Here is a 13,515-nt window from a genome sequence, read left to right as displayed (position 1 = left end):
AACCAGAACCGGTTCGAGCTTCGGCTCATCGTTGGTTGTAATTTCATAGTGTTTCGGTGGTTATAGCGTTGGGGAAACACCCGGTCCCATTCCGAACCCGGTAGTTAAGCCCTTCTGCGCCGATGGTACTGCACTGGTTACGGTGTGGGAGAGTAGGTCGCCGCCGAACTTAATTTGCCCTGCGGGTCGAGCGCCACAAGCGCTCCCCGCAGGGCTTTTTTGTGTTCTGGCCCCGTCCGCGAGGGGTCGTGTCCGCTTGAGCCGCCGACCGGGTGATGAGGCGCAGGCGAGCGGGTGATGCAGGTCAAGCGCAGGTTGTTCCTCCCTACCGTGATCGTCATGAATGAGCAGTGGGCAGGGGAGGCACCTTTGCGGTGGCGAGCGCGCAGGAGGCGGGGCAGGCACGCCCGCGAGCCCGCGCCGTCCTCGCAGTCGCTCCTGCCCGCGGTGCTCGGCGTCGTGCTGCTGGTGTGCCTGATCCTTCTCCTGCTCACGTACCTCTAGCGGGACCGCAGCGCGTCGAGCGCGACGGCTCGGCCGATCACGGGCCGGCGGTCGGCGCCAGGACCCTGGACCGGGACCCACATGGTGGTCGCGAATCCAGGTCGTCCTGTCGACGCTGAACACGGAAGCGCCGTTCTCCGCGGGGAAGTGCTATCGCAAGGGGGACGGCGCTTCGCCGACTCACAGTTCGCCCTTCTCGACCGGGACCGGTGTCAGGCTTCCGGTGGGGAACCGGCGCTCATTGCGTTCGATCTTCGCGAACGCGGCCTCGACGAGGTCGACACCGAGCTTGTCCGCCAGCCGGGTGAGGTAGTGCATCACGTCGGCGAGCTCGTCCCGCACGTTCCAGGCGAGATCGGGGTCGTTCATCGCGTTCGCCGCTTCCTCGGGCGTCAGCCACTGGAAGAGGTCGGTGAGCTCGCCGACCTCGGCAGACAACGCCATCACCAGGTTCTTGGGCGTGTGGTAGCTGTCCCAGTCGCGGGCAGCGGCGAACGCCCGCAAGGCGTCCCTCAGGTCCACGAGATCACGCTGACTCATGCACCACTAAGTACCACGTGGACGAACGAGCAAGGATGGCGGTCAATCAAGCATGGATCGTCCGCGTCAATGTTGATTGGCTCTAGTCATGTCAACATTGAGCGCAATCAAGTCGTCCACCGTCCTCGTGCTCGGCGCCACCGGCAAGACCGGTCGTCGTGTCACCGAACTCCTCGGTCCTGCCGCTCGTCCGGCGTCGAGGTCGTCCGCCACGAAGTTCGACTGGTCTCTCCCCGGCACCTGGGAACCCGCCGTCGCCGGCACCACCGCCGTCTACGTCGTGCCGCCGGAGAACCCGGCAGCGCTCGCCGACTTCGTGCCGGTGGCCGTGAAGGCCGGCGTCAACCGGTTCGTCCTGCTGTCCATGCGGGGTGCGCCGGACGACGACCCGTTCGAGGCGGCGATCAAGAACTCCGGGGCCGACTGGACGATCCTGCGTCCCACCTGGTTCATGCAGAACTTCGACGAGGACATGTTCGCGGAGCCTGTGCGGCACGGCGAGCTCGCTGTGCCCGCGGGGCAGGGCGTGCACCCGTTCATCGACGTCCGCGACATCGCAGAGGTCGCCGTCGCGGCGCTCACGCGGCCCGGTCACGCGGGGGAGACCTACGACCTGAGCGGGCCCGAGTCGTTGTCGTTCGCGGGGATGCTCGCGCGGATCGTGGCGGTGACCGGCAGCCCCGTCCTCTACACGGACGTCGCCCCGGACGACTTCGCGGCCTCGTTGCGCGGGCTCGGGTACCCGGACGAGATCGCCGAGCTGGTCACGATGCTGCTGGTGCGCATCCGGACGGGAGCCGAGGCACACCTGTCCGACGGGGTGCAGCGGGTCCTCGGCCGTGAGCCGCGAACGTTTGCGGACTACCTGGGCAGCAGCAGCTTCGCGTGAAGGCCGCGCGTGCCCTCGTTGACGATGACCGCTTCGCAGAGCGCGCGCCCCGTGCGGGCGCGCCACTCCTGCGCCACGTCGCAGTAGCGCAGACCCATCGCGTAGGAGAGTTGGCCGATGCATTCGCCTTCGAGCAGCACCTCGAGTGTGTGTTCGCCCGTGTGCGAGCCCTTGGCGATGCGGCAGTCGCGGAGCTCGGCGATGACGTGCACCGGGGTGTGTCCGTTGACCACGCGGTGCAGCACGTGCTGATGCGCTTCTTCGCCCGTGACGGTGACCTGGTGTTCGGCGGGCATGGTCGGTGCCGTGCCGAGAGCCTCGTGGTCGAGCAGCAACAGCCGCGGGGCACCGAGCTGCAGGTGCACGCCGTAGTGGCGCTGACCCCCGCCCATGATGCGGGCGGGGCACGAACCGACCTCGCCGCGTTCGGCCAGTTCGAGCAGAAGCGGCTGGTAGTCGGCAGCCTGATCAGTGCGCAGGTAGCCGGCGGTGACCGCCCAGCCATCGCCGCGCAGCAGGTCGACCCGCACCGCCTGGCGGTCGTGCCCGTCGGAAGGCTCCGGCACCAGCACGGCGGTCGCGGGGATGGGCTCGTCCGGCGAGTGCGCCGTCGCGTGCCTCGCCACCTCGGCGATGGCGTCCTGGTAGTACGACTCGCCGACGATCGCGACGCGTCCCGCCGTGGACAGGCGCCGGATCCGGGAGCGCGTACGTGACGACGTGGACTGTTCGGCGGGTTTCTTCTTGCTGCCGATGAACATCAACGCGAACAACGCGAGCCCGATGACGAAGCCCAGCGGGCCGAAAGCAACGGTCAGAACCAACGCGAGCACGGCAACGGAGATCAGAACTGCGGCGGGCGATGGCTCTGTGCGTTGCTGCATCGTCATGGGCGCATCCTCACGACTCGGCTTCCCGTCACTCTCAGTGTCGGGGATGCCGAGCGATGCGTTTCACAAATCGCTCGTTTGGTCTAATACAACGGGCCAAAAAATTGCAGCCTGTGACCAGTCAGTGAACGAGAGTGAGGCGCGCACGCCCTCGGGGCCCGCGTTCTCCGCCGCCGGGCAGCGCGGTCAGCACCAAGCCGAACACCAGACCGTTGAGCTCTTCCAGCCCGAGATTGAGTTCCTTGGCGACGTGCAGCGGCGTCGTGCCGTGCTCCCGGAGAACCTTGAACACCTTGGTGAGGAGCTTCGACGACTCCCGCCGCGCCATGCCACCCGGCGCCAGGCTGTGCACGTTCGCCCGCGTGCTGAACCGCTCCCTGGCCACGTGCCAGTGCCGGTGGTCCGTACCGGCCAGAAGCTGGTGCGGCATCAGGAACTCGGCGGCGAACTCGGCTGGTTCGTCGTGCCCGAGCAGGACGGCCAGCTGCACCGCCGCGTCGAACCTGGCCTGCTCCGGCGTGACCGTCGGGTCGAGGAACACGTACGGCGTCCCGAAGTGCCAGCAGGAGAACGCCTCCTGCCCGGCGCAGTCGACCGGCAACGAGAACACCCGCACGCCGTGCGACTCGAGCAGCTGCACCATGTTCGGCGCCGGCCCCGCCGCAAGCCGCCACGCATCGCGAGTGCGACCCGGCGAGGTCCTGGGCGGCGGCAGATCCGGCTGCGGCAACACGAACAGCCGCTCCAACCACCCGTTGAACTCGATCGCCAACTGCGCCGCCGCCGTGGCCTGGGCGTCGTGCGGCGCGTTCTGCGGCCGCGGCGGCTCCGGCGCACTCAGGAACGCGGCCGGAAACCCGAGCGCCCCGGCCAACGACTCGACGGTGGCAGCCTTGGGCCTGCGCACGCCGCGCTCGTACTCACCGATGGCCCGCGCCTGCACGCCGGCCTTGCGCGCGAGCTCGGCCGCGGTGAGTCCGCGCCGGGTGCGGGCGAGCGTGAGTCGCGAGGGCGTGAGCATGATCCGGTCATTGTCACCGGTGGCGCGGCGAGCTGCCACGCGGGTCCCGGTAGACAGGACGGCGGCTGCTCAGCGCGCCGCGGCTGCCCCGCGTGGGCCCGCGGGGGTGACTCGGCTTTGCGTCCAATGGGGACGTGGTTGCTTGGTTTGGTGTTGCTCAGGGTGGTGCGGCTGCCCGGCGTGGGCTTGAGCCGGTGGCAGGTGGGCGACCCGATTCCGGCGGTGCGGGCGTGGATGCTTGGTCTGGCGCTGCGCAGGGTGGCGTGACTGACCGAACCGCTTCGGGCCAGCGACGTCGGGGTGACCGGACACTGCGCAGCGCAGGCGTGGTCGCTTGGTCTGGTGCTGGACACTGCGCCGCGGCCGTGCGGTGTGGGCTCGAGCCCGGTCGCGTTGGGCGACCGGATTCTGCGTAGCGCAGGCGTGGTTGCTGGGTCTGGCGTTGCCCAGCGCACGGCGTCCGTCCGGCGTGGGTTTGAGTCGGTAGGGGCTGGGCCACCCGATTCTGGGCGGCGTGGGTGTGGTCGCTTGGTCTGCCTCGCTCAGCTCGCCGCGACTGTCCCAGGTGGGCTCGAGCCGGTCGCGGCGGCCGACCTGATTCTGCGCGGCGCAGACGCGTTGCTCAGCGCGGTGCGGTTGTCCCGCGCAGCTTCGAGCCGGTGACCCCGAGCGGCGACCCGACTTCGCGTAGCGCTCACGTGGGTGCGTGGCTGCTCGGGCTGGCACTGGTCGCGTTGTCGGTGGCCGGCGTGGTCAGGTGGCCGCATCCGGTGTGGGCGGCGCCGATCGCCTGCGCTGTGCTCGGCTTCCATGCGAACCACAGGACGAGGCGCACCGGCCGGCGCGGTGCGGCGGTGTTGCTCGGTGTGCTCACGCTCGTGCTGCTGGTTGGCGCGGGGGCGTTGGCGGAGGTCGCGTTCGGCGTCGCCTCAACGACGTAGCGCGATCGGGAAGTCCACCTCCTCCGGACCGTCCACATTGGGCGTCTTGAGCACCGGGAACTCCATCGGCGGCAACGGAATCCGGTGCGCCCAGCGCTCGATGACCTGGTTCTGGGGCGTGGGTTCCGGCTGCGACACCTCCCGCAGCACCACGAGCCGGTCCTCCAGTTGCAACGGGTACGTCACCAGGAACCACAGCTTCAGTCCTTCGCTGCGCGCGTTCTCGAACAGCGCGAACTGGTCGTGGTCGTTGTCCCGCATCATCGCCGCGATGGCGGGTCCCTTCGCGTAGTCGCTGCGCAACGGCGCGTCCGGCGAGCCCGTGCCGCGGTTGCCCTGCAGGGTGCCCAGCAGGATCGGGCGGGACGGGTGGCGGATCAGGCCCGCGTTCCAGTGGTCGAGGCGCTGCCAGCCTTCGCTCGCGAGGAGCTGGCGGAGCGTGCCGACCCGGTGGATCCAGTCGAGCAGGCCGGGCGCGTTGGTGGGCCCGAACGGCGGCGAGGCGGCGCGCGCGTCGATGCCGGCGGCGATCGCCCGGTCCAGGACCGCGAGGCGCAGGCCCAGGTCGGCGAGCTTCTCGTCGGTGGTGGGGGTGCGCTTGCGGAAGGCGGCGTTGGTCATGGGGTGACGGTAGCGACGGGGTCTGACAATTCCGGGATGCTGCAGGTCGTGTACCGCTACATCGACCCGGGGCCCGCGCCTGGAGCCAGCTCCGCGGCGACCTCGGGGGTGATGCGCAGGACCCGGCGGGTCGGCACCGCGCCGGAGCTGGCGGTTCGCCGGGCGCTGCACCGCAGGGGGCTGCGCTACCTCGTGAACGTCGCACCGCCCGGCACCAACCGGCGTCGGCGAGCCGACGTCGTGTTCCGCGGGCCGCGCATCGCCCTGTTCGTCGACGGCTGCTTCTGGCACTCGTGCCCCGAGCACGGGCAGCTGCCGAAGGCGAACCGCGAGTGGTGGCGGGTGAAGCTGCACGGCGTGGTCGTCCGCGACCGCGACACCGACGCGCAGCTCACGGCCGCCGGATGGCTCGTCGTGCGGGTGTGGGAGCACGACGACCCGGACGAAGTCGCCGTCCGGGTCGCCGCGCTGGTGACCTCTCGAAGACCGGTCAGGCCGCCACCGGCGTGAGCTGGTGCAGCACGTCCCGCTCACCCAGCCGCTCCCGCGCCCACTCCAGCACCGCGGTCTCCTGCGCGAACAGCACGATCTGCCGGTCCTCCGACAGCTTCAGCAGCAGGTCCAGCACCGCGCGGGTGCGGGCGTCGTCGGCCTGCACCGTGACGTCGTCCAGCAGCAGCGGGCACGGCTCGGTGGCGAGGTGTTGGGCGAGGGCCACGCGCAGCAGCAGGTAGATCTGTTCGGCGGTGCCCAAGGACAGGCGTGAAGCCTGGTGCCACGTCTCGGAGGAGGAGCACACCCGCACGGTCAGGGACTGCGGGTCTACGGCGGCGTCCACGTAACGGCCGTCGGTCACCAACGGTAGCCATGTGCGGAGGGTGGTTTCCAGGGCCGGGGCGATGGTGCTGTGCACCTTCTCGCGGGCGGCCGTCAGGTAGCGGGAGGCCAGGTCGATGGCTTCCACTTCGGCCGTCACCTCGGTCAGGACGGCGGTGGCCGCCTGCACGGCCTCCTCCGCGTCCGGGACGCTGGGGAGTTTGCGGGCCAGTTCGGTGACTGTGGCGGCCAGGGCGTCGGCTGCTGTGGCCAGGGTCGGGTCCACCGGGTCGCAGGCGGCGTAGCGGGCCGCGGTTTCGATCAGCGCGGCGTGCTCGGTCTGGGCGGCGGAGAGGGTTGTCTCCAGGTCGTTCACCGTGCCCTCCGCCAACAGGTTCTGGAGCTCCGCCCACGCGTTGCGCTCCTCTTCCGCCTCGCGGAGCATCCGGTCCCAGCCCCGTTGCCACTCGGCGATCGCGCGGAGCAGGTCCTCCGGGCGCTCGCCGGTGCCGCCGATGGCCGTCACGGCGTGGCGCAGCAGGGCCAGGGCTCTGGTGTGGGCGACCGTGGCCTCGGCGACGGTGGACTCCGCCAGACGACGGTCTTCCAGTGCCTGGGCGAGAAGGGGGCGCTGGGCCGCCATCAACGCCTGGCGGGCGCGGACCTTGCAGTCGGTTTCGTAGTCCACCAGCAGATCCGGCACGGACATGCCCGCCTCGACCTTGCCGCGGGCGGCCAGTTCCACGCGCACCGCCTTCTCGGTGCGGGCCACCTCGGACATCAGGTCGGCGTGCTCCGCCTCCCAGGCGGCGCGGTTCGCGAGGCGCCACAACGTCTCGCGGTCGGCTGGGATGCCCAGGGCGGCGCACCGGGCAGCGGCTTCGTCGTGCACGCGCACGGCTTCCGACGCCACGGCGCGCTGGCCTTCCGCTTCGGCGAGCGCCCGGTCCGCGTGGAACAGCACGGCTCGTGCGTCGGTGGCCGCCGCGGCACGCTCGGCGGCGAAGGCGACCGCGGCGTTGCGCTGGGCCGCGTTGCCCCGGGACAGGGCTCCACCGACGCCGGCCACGAGAGCGGCCACCAGCACACCGACGGCGGGAATTTGCTGGCCCACCACGAACAGCAGCAGACCCACGACGCTGGTCAGGCAGCTCAGAGCCAGCAAAGCGTTGCGCAGGAACGGGTTCGGCACGGCGATCTCGTGCACGCGAGCCGCCGCCACGTCGGCCTCGACCTGGGCGCGCGCTGCGTTCGCGGCGGCCTCGTCCTGGATCTGGCGGGCGGTGTCCACCTCGATCGACGCGGTGGTCAGGCGGCCACCGGCGGCCGGGTCGAGGCGCGTGGCCAGGCCCCGCAGCACCGACGGTTCAGCGGTGGTCGGGGGTGACGGCCTGCGCTCGTTGTGCGCCGCGGCCACGGCGGCCGCGGTCTCGTAAGCCGTTGCCACGACACGGAGTTCGTCGTCCACCGCGGTCTCACCGACCGGGAACTCCGGCAGGGCTTCGAGCTCGCCTTCGAGGGTCGCCGCCGACGGACCGGTCAGCACGCGCGGGGTCGGGGCGGCACGCCACGCGGCCAGCGCGCGGTTCACCACGTGCGTGAGCTCCTCCTGCGCGGCGAGACCGGACGGCGGCGAGTCGCCGAAGCGCTTCTGCAACTCGGTCAGCCGGGCCACCCGCTGGGACAACGCCTCCATCGACGCGGCGTGCTCCTGGACGGCCAGGCGGGCACGAGCCGCGGCGGCAAGCCTCGCCCGCGCGCTCAGCTCCAGGTACCGGACGTGCTCGCGCCGAGCCACGCCGAGGTCGGTTTCCGCCTCGCGCAAGCGGTTCCGCGCCTCCCGCAACGCGTCCACGGGCGCGTTCAGCCGTTTCAACGCCTGCTCCACCGTGCCGTCCGTGCCCGCCGTGGCGGCGGCACGGCGCAGGTGTTCCTGCAGACCGTCTGCGGCGTCGAGCACCGTCAGCAGCTGCGCCTGGTCAACGCAGGCGGTGGCGGCGAACGACGTGCGGTCGAGGCCCACCCGGCGCGCGACGTCCGGCGCCGAGTCGTCGTTCAGATCCCGGTCCACGGCAACGACTTCGCCCGACGCCAGCGACACCATCGCCGTCACGCGCCACGACTCGCCCTGCCACGGACGGTGCCGCGCCGACGGTTCACCGCACAGCGCGGCCCGGATGGCGGCGTGCCAGGACGACTTCGCGGACTCGTTCACGCCCGACACCACGGTCAGACCGGGCGCCAGCGGCAACGTCCGGTCGTGCAGCGGACCGAACGCGTGCGCGGTCACCGACTCGATCTTCATCGTTCCTCCAGCGCGCGCAGGCCCGTTGCGAGCACGCGGCCGCGCAACGCCGTGTCCAGGGACGGGTCCGCGAGCACGTCGCGCACGAACTGGCCGCGCACGGTCCGTTCCGCGGCGACGGAGTCGAAGTCGAGCGACGGGAACGCCTCGGCCCGCTCGGCCAGCAGCCCCAGCGACCGCGACGCCGACACGTCGAACACCTCACGCGACACCGTGCCGTCTTCGTGCACCGTGCACAGCACCGCCCCGCGTTCACCGGTCTCGCCCGGCGTGAGCGGGTCCGGGTTGCCGGGGAACGTGTAGCGGACGGCGTGTTCCGGCGTGTGCACGTGTCCCAGGAACGCGTGGTCCAGCCCGGTGATCTCGACGTCCTCCGGCGCGCAACCGTGGCCCAGGGCCAGGTTCACCCCGCCGCGGTTCACCGCGAAGCCGTCCAGGAAGTCGCGCGCGGGGCCGGGGCCGACGTGCGCGGCTCCCCACAGCGTGATGCCGTCGGTGAGCTCCACGGGCGTCAACGACTCCGAGGAGAACACGTGCACGTTCGGCGACCAGTCCACCTGCTGGTAGACCGACTGCGGCCCGTACCAGTCGTCGTTGCCCGGCGCCAGGAACACCGGCACCGAGCAGTCGAAGGACGACTGCAGGAACGAGGCGGTGTGAGGGGAGCAGCGCTCGTGCTCGTACAGGTCGCCGGCGCAGAGCACCGCGTCGGCCTTCGATTCCTCCGCGAGGTCCACGATGCGGCCCAGCGTGTCGCGCAACGCCTGGCGCCGCAGGGGACCCGCGCTGGGAAAGCGCGTGTCCAGGTGCAGGTCCGCGAACAGCAGCAGTTTCACCGGTGCCTTCAGGTGATCTCGATGGTGCCGGACAGGGTCAGGGTCGGGTGGAGAGCCGCGGCGACCGCCGCGGTGTCGGAGTGCCAGCCGCTCAGCTCCGCGACGGTCGGGGTCAGCTCGTAACCGTGGTGCCGGATCGCGCGGCTCAACGCGTGCCACAGCTGGGACGCGTCGTGCGCCACGTCGGCGTCCACATGAGACGCGAGGTTGATCAGCAACGCGTGTACGGGCTGATCCGTGTCCTCGGCGCCACAAGCGCGGGCCACCGACCGCTCCACCGCCGTGCGCAACAGCTCGGCACAGCACCGTATCCGGACGCCGTCGAGCTGATCCGGGCGTGCCAGCAGGTTCGCGACGCAGGTCAGCCGGTCCTGCACGTCAGAGGGAACGTTCATCGCTGCAACCACCCCGCCAGCAACTCGGTGTCGCGGATCAGCACGTCGAGATCGCCGCTGTCACCACCGACCCTGCACGCCTGCAGCAGGTCGACCGCCCAGGAACCGACGACGTCCTCGAGGTGCGGCAACAGCTTCGCGGGCTCCGCGAGGTCGTCGAGCACGGCCAGCGCGATCTTCTGCCTGGTCGTCAACGCGCACTCCAGCACCCGTTCCACCTCGGCGTGCGGCATCCCGCGGCCGAGCCGTTCACGGCGGAACCGGGCGTGCGACGCCGCTTCCAGGGCCGCCCGGCAGCACGACGCCACCAGCTCGGCCCGCAACGCGTCCGGCAGGTCCTCGTCGCCCCGCATCGCGCGGGCGTCGTTCAGGCACCGGCCGACCGGGTCGTCGGACATCCGCACCTGCACGACGGACTCCTCGCCGCGGCAGACCTCCCAGACCGTCGCCGCGAGCCGCAACCGCCGCAGCGCCTCCACCAGCCGTTCGTCGTGCGTGAAGACCACGACCTGGCGGGTGAGCCCGACGTCGGCGAGCACCTGCGCGAGTCCATCCACTTTGGACGGATCCATCGCCTGCACCGGGTCGTCGATCACGACGAACCGGAACGGGCTCTCGTCCACCATGGCGCGCGGCAGGAACAACGCCAGTCCCAGCGAGTGCAGCTCGCCCTGGCTCATCACCGCGAGCGCCGAGTTCGAGACGCCGTCGACCGACACGTCCAGCTCGACGTTGCGGGTGCCGCCGAGCCGCACCGCGCCCAGGTCGACGTTGCTCTGCTGCCGCAACCGCTGCCAGATCCGCTGCGACTCCTTGGCGAACGGCGCGATGCGCTCGGACCGCAGCGTGGCCGCGGTCTTGCGGATCCAGTTCTCCGCCTCGGTCACGTCGGCGAGCACCTCGGCGTCCGCAAGCGCTTGCTGCGCCTGGGAATGCCACTCGAACAACGCGATCGCCATCGGCCGCCACACCAGGTCGCGCCGGTCGATCTGCTCGCGCGCCACGGACTTCAGCTGCTCGACGACCGCCACCAGTTCGGCGTAGCGGTCGAAGAACTCGCGCCGCAGCCGCACGGGGTCGTCGATCGCGACGCAGTGCTCCCACGCCTGCCACGCCTGCAGCGCGGTCGTCGTGTCGAGCATGTCCTGCGCCTCCAGCAGCACGTCCGGCGCCGGCTGGCACAACGCCCGCGTGGCCGCCACGGCCACGTCCAGCCGGTCCGCGGCCTCGTGCAGCTCCGCGGCGGCCTTCGCGAGGTGCTCGGCGCGTTCCTTGGCCTTGGCCAGCCACAGCCCGTCGAGGCGGCCGAGGTCGCACACCGGGCACGACTGGTTGCCGCCGGACTCCTGCAGCTGGATCGCGAGCCGCAGGATCTCGCTGCACCTGAGCGAGTCCTGCGCGTTGTCCGTCGCAACGACAGTTACAGCCCCTAGCGCCAGATCGAGAGTCTCGCGGCACCGGTCGATCTCGTCGTCCGGCGGCAGTGTCAGGTCCACGATCTGGTGCAGCAGGTTCGTTCCGCTGCCGACCTCCGCGCCGAGTGCGAGGTCCGCGATCGCGTCGAGGTCGGGGGAGTCGCTGCCGAGCAGCGCCGCGGCGCGACGGGCGCGTTCGTCCTGCGACGCCGCCAGCTCCGCGCGCACGCGTTCACGTCGGTCGTAGGGGCGGGCAACGATCTCGGCGAGGCGTTTGCGGTGTTCGGCGAGAGACTGTTGAGCTTCCGTTATAGCCTCTAACCCCAGCAAACGGTGCAACGCTTCGTAGAGGTCCTCGGGCTGCGCGTCGAGGACGGTTCCCAGTTCGCTGTAGGGCAGAAACGGCCGGTAGGTCTCCAACGCGTCGTGCCACCTGCGGTCGTCGAACGGCGCGCCGTCCTGCGTCCACTCGCCCTGTGCCAGGTCCTCGTCGGGCGTCCAGCGTCTTCGGATCGTCGTGCGGTCCGGCAGCGACGCCTGGACGAGCTCCAGTTCGACGGCGGTGTCGTTCTGGTGCAGGTTGCGCCACCCCTGCCGCCACACGTCGTGCCGCGCGCGGGTCCAGCGGGCGTTGTAGCCGGTCAGCGCCAGTTCGGCGGCCTCGGCGAAGCTCGACTTGCCCGAGCCGTTGCGTCCGGTGACGACGGTCAGTCCAGGACCCGGCGCCAGCGGCAGGCGCGCCTGGGGACCGATGCCCCGGAAGCCGCGCACGCGGATCTCCGACACGAAGATGCCCTGGCCGGGGCCGTCCGTCCGCTCTCGCGGTACGGCGGTGTCCTCTGCGGGCACGCCGGCGAGCGCGCGCTCCAGCGCCGCTTCGCCTCGGCACGCCGCCAGCACCAGTTCCGCCGCACGTGGGGTGAGATCGTCTTTGGCCAATCGCCCGGCCATAAGTTCGAGTAACCCGGCTTCACCCGCCACGGTCACATTTCCTCCAGCTGCCACCACTCGATAGGGCGGCAACCTAGGCACCAAATGAGACCTACTGGTGAGTACTCACACGATCGGGTGGTGTTACATAGGGTGACTAAAGTAGTCCGCCCTCGTTATGGCCCCCACACTTCCAGCGCCCTGATGACGAAGTACGCGTCGGGCACGTACGTGCCGTGTCTGGGGTAGGTGGTGAACTCCGCCTCCGTCGAGCAGTTCTCGCGTTGGTAGACACTCGCGTCCCTGCTCAGGCGGTTGACGAACGATCTTCCGACGAGCGTGAGCGTGATGCACTCGGCGGGGTTCGCGGACTCCAGGTCGAGCCGCTGCACAGCCCCCGTGTAGTCCGGTCCGGCCCACACGCAGAACTCACCCTTGTCGCAGTTCTTGTCACTCTGCGCTACCGCGATCCCACTGGAGGCAACCGCTCCCGCAGTGATCACCAACGCGGCGATGAGGCTCTTCGTCGACATGGGCGCACCTCCGTCAGAGAACGAGTGTGCGTCCGTTTGGATCAATCGGCGAGACGATCTTGGATCAGCTCTTGCAGCTTCATGGCGTCGCGGGGCGCGTACGCCTTCGCGTCGTTGTCGAAGTACACGTACACGTCACCCTGCTTCGCCCAGCCGCGCACCTTCTCCGCCCACGCGTCGAGGCCCTCGTCGGTGTAGCCGCTGACGTAGAGCTCGTCGTGGCCGTGCAGCCGGACGTAGACGAAGTCGCTGGTGACCTCTTCGATCAACGGGTACTTGCCCGCGGCGTCCGCGACCACGAGCGCGATGTCGTGCTGTGTCAGCAGGTCGACGAACTCCGGCGTCTTGTAGCTGTCGTGGCGGACTTCCAGGGCGTAGCGCATCGGCCGTTCGGCGTCCGTGGTGGTGTGGGCCGGGTCCACGCGGTGGTCGTGGCGTTCGGCGACTTTCGCGGCCTCGGTGGTGGTGCGGGGGAGGCTTTCGAAGAAGCGGGTGAGCAGGTCCGCGTCGAACTGGAGCGTGGGCGGGAGCTGCCAGAGGATCGGGCCGAGCTTCGGGCCGAGGGCGAGCACTCCGGACGCGAGGTAGTTCGCGAGGAGCTCGTGGCCGTCCTTGAGGCGCTTCATGTGAGTGATGAAACGGCTTCCCTTGACGGAGAACACGAAGTCGTCCGGCGTCTCGGCGGCCCACTTCAGGTAGCTCGACGGGCGTTGCAGCGAGTAGAACGAACCGTTGATCTCGACCGAGCCGAGCTGCTCGCTGAGGTAGGCCAGCTCGCGCTTCTGCGTGACGCCCTTGGGGTAGAACGTGCTGCGCCAGGGCGGGTAGACCCATCCCGAAGTGCCGATCCTGACCTCGCCCATGTGGTTATCGTGGCAC

Annotated in this window: 14 protein-coding genes and 1 rRNA gene; 5 read left to right on the top strand and 10 right to left on the bottom strand. The window is 70.3% G+C overall.

The features are described 5' to 3' along the window. Positions 1-52: 52 nt before the first annotated feature. Both rrf and AOM45_RS43570 read left to right on the top strand, forming a co-directional pair. Positions 53-169 (top strand): 5S ribosomal RNA (rrf, locus tag AOM45_RS43575). A gap of 170 nt (positions 170-339) precedes the next feature. Then, complete coding sequence (locus tag AOM45_RS43570) at positions 340-504, top strand: hypothetical protein (protein WP_156094242.1); 165 nt, start codon at positions 340-342, stop codon at positions 502-504. A gap of 180 nt (positions 505-684) precedes the next feature. Here the strand turns inward: AOM45_RS43570 and AOM45_RS43565 are convergent, their stop codons facing one another. Continuing rightward, on the bottom strand, positions 685-1,044 hold the full coding sequence (locus AOM45_RS43565) for a nucleotide pyrophosphohydrolase (protein ID WP_030471853.1): 360 nt from the start codon (positions 1,042-1,044) through the stop codon (positions 685-687). Positions 1,045-1,132: 88 nt separating this feature from the next. On the opposite strand from AOM45_RS43565, the gene AOM45_RS43560 reads away from it, so the two are divergent. After that, complete coding sequence (locus tag AOM45_RS43560) at positions 1,133-1,933, top strand: NAD(P)H-binding protein (RefSeq protein ID WP_051784416.1); 801 nt, start codon at positions 1,133-1,135, stop codon at positions 1,931-1,933. Here the strand turns inward: AOM45_RS43560 and AOM45_RS43555 are convergent. Next, a complete protein-coding gene (locus tag AOM45_RS43555) occupies positions 1,906-2,823 on the bottom strand; it encodes a hypothetical protein (protein WP_030471855.1) in 918 nt (305 codons plus the stop codon). The genes AOM45_RS43560 and AOM45_RS43555 overlap by 28 nt on opposite strands. Positions 2,824-2,944: 121 nt before the next feature. Further along, positions 2,945-3,883 (bottom strand): XRE family transcriptional regulator, encoded by a 939-nt coding sequence (locus AOM45_RS43550; RefSeq protein WP_156094243.1) that lies wholly within the window; start codon positions 3,881-3,883, stop codon positions 2,945-2,947. Positions 3,884-4,542: 659 nt separating this feature from the next. Between AOM45_RS43550 and AOM45_RS43545 the strand changes: the two genes are divergently transcribed. After that, positions 4,543-4,785, top strand: a complete 243-nt coding sequence (locus AOM45_RS43545) for a hypothetical protein (protein ID WP_030471857.1) — start codon at positions 4,543-4,545, stop codon at positions 4,783-4,785. Here the strand turns inward: AOM45_RS43545 and AOM45_RS43540 are convergent. Beyond that, the gene (locus tag AOM45_RS43540; protein ID WP_030471858.1) at positions 4,774-5,406 is read right to left on the bottom strand and encodes a hypothetical protein; all 633 of its coding nucleotides are present in this window, start codon (positions 5,404-5,406) and stop codon (positions 4,774-4,776) included. The two genes, AOM45_RS43545 and AOM45_RS43540, sit on opposite strands and share 12 nt — an antisense overlap. Positions 5,407-5,442: 36 nt before the next feature. Here AOM45_RS43540 and AOM45_RS43535 point away from each other — a divergent pair, with 36 nt between their 5' ends. Then, positions 5,443-5,916 (top strand): very short patch repair endonuclease, encoded by a 474-nt coding sequence (locus AOM45_RS43535; protein WP_051784417.1) that lies wholly within the window; start codon positions 5,443-5,445, stop codon positions 5,914-5,916. Here the strand turns inward: AOM45_RS43535 and AOM45_RS43530 are convergent. The 6 genes from AOM45_RS43530 to AOM45_RS43505 form a co-directional block, all read right to left on the bottom strand. Beyond that, the gene (locus AOM45_RS43530) at positions 5,897-8,527 is read right to left on the bottom strand and encodes an AAA family ATPase (RefSeq protein ID WP_030471860.1); all 2,631 of its coding nucleotides are present in this window, start codon (positions 8,525-8,527) and stop codon (positions 5,897-5,899) included. The genes AOM45_RS43535 and AOM45_RS43530 overlap by 20 nt on opposite strands. Further along, positions 8,524-9,363 carry a metallophosphoesterase family protein gene (locus tag AOM45_RS43525; RefSeq protein ID WP_030471861.1) on the bottom strand — a complete coding sequence of 280 codons (840 nt, stop codon included), beginning with the start codon at positions 9,361-9,363 and terminating at the stop codon, positions 8,524-8,526. Before AOM45_RS43525 ends, AOM45_RS43530 begins: the two co-directional genes overlap by 4 nt. An 8-nt stretch (positions 9,364-9,371) precedes the next feature. Further along, positions 9,372-9,758: a hypothetical protein gene (locus AOM45_RS43520; RefSeq protein WP_051784418.1), complete on the bottom strand. Its 387-nt coding sequence runs from the start codon at positions 9,756-9,758 to the stop codon at positions 9,372-9,374. Next, complete coding sequence (locus tag AOM45_RS43515; RefSeq protein ID WP_051784419.1) at positions 9,755-12,112, bottom strand: AAA family ATPase; 2,358 nt, start codon at positions 12,110-12,112, stop codon at positions 9,755-9,757. The genes AOM45_RS43520 and AOM45_RS43515 overlap by 4 nt, the downstream gene beginning before the upstream one ends. Positions 12,113-12,279: 167 nt before the next feature. Then, complete coding sequence (locus AOM45_RS43510) at positions 12,280-12,636, bottom strand: peptidase inhibitor family I36 protein (RefSeq protein ID WP_030471864.1); 357 nt, start codon at positions 12,634-12,636, stop codon at positions 12,280-12,282. Between the two features lie 41 nt (positions 12,637-12,677). Continuing rightward, on the bottom strand, positions 12,678-13,499 hold the full coding sequence (locus AOM45_RS43505) for a DUF72 domain-containing protein (protein ID WP_030471865.1): 822 nt from the start codon (positions 13,497-13,499) through the stop codon (positions 12,678-12,680). Positions 13,500-13,515: the final 16 nt, after the last annotated feature.

Origin of the sequence: Lentzea aerocolonigenes (genome assembly GCF_000974445.1) — a bacterium.
GTDB classification, from domain to species: domain Bacteria; phylum Actinomycetota; class Actinomycetes; order Mycobacteriales; family Pseudonocardiaceae; genus Lentzea; species Lentzea aerocolonigenes.
Note: the sequence above shows the minus strand (reverse complement) of the source record. Positions and strands in the feature narration are given on the sequence as shown.

What these genes read in the sequence shown, in the direction of transcription:
- AOM45_RS43570 (WP_156094242.1), top strand. Translation starts at nt 340, where the DNA reads ATGAATGAGCAGTGGGCAGGGGAGGCACCTTTGCGGTGGCGAGCGCGC.
- AOM45_RS43565 (WP_030471853.1), bottom strand. Translation starts at nt 1,044, where the DNA reads ATGAGTCAGCGTGATCTCGTGGACCTGAGGGACGCCTTGCGGGCGTTC.
- AOM45_RS43560 (WP_051784416.1), top strand. Translation starts at nt 1,133, where the DNA reads ATGTCAACATTGAGCGCAATCAAGTCGTCCACCGTCCTCGTGCTCGGC.
- AOM45_RS43555 (WP_030471855.1), bottom strand. Translation starts at nt 2,823, where the DNA reads ATGACGATGCAGCAACGCACAGAGCCATCGCCCGCCGCAGTTCTGATC.
- AOM45_RS43540 (WP_030471858.1), bottom strand. Translation starts at nt 5,406, where the DNA reads ATGACCAACGCCGCCTTCCGCAAGCGCACCCCCACCACCGACGAGAAG.
- AOM45_RS43535 (WP_051784417.1), top strand. Translation starts at nt 5,443, where the DNA reads ATGCTGCAGGTCGTGTACCGCTACATCGACCCGGGGCCCGCGCCTGGA.
- AOM45_RS43530 (WP_030471860.1), bottom strand. Translation starts at nt 8,527, where the DNA reads ATGAAGATCGAGTCGGTGACCGCGCACGCGTTCGGTCCGCTGCACGAC.
- AOM45_RS43520 (WP_051784418.1), bottom strand. Translation starts at nt 9,758, where the DNA reads ATGAACGTTCCCTCTGACGTGCAGGACCGGCTGACCTGCGTCGCGAAC.
- AOM45_RS43510 (WP_030471864.1), bottom strand. Translation starts at nt 12,636, where the DNA reads ATGTCGACGAAGAGCCTCATCGCCGCGTTGGTGATCACTGCGGGAGCG.
- AOM45_RS43505 (WP_030471865.1), bottom strand. Translation starts at nt 13,499, where the DNA reads ATGGGCGAGGTCAGGATCGGCACTTCGGGATGGGTCTACCCGCCCTGG.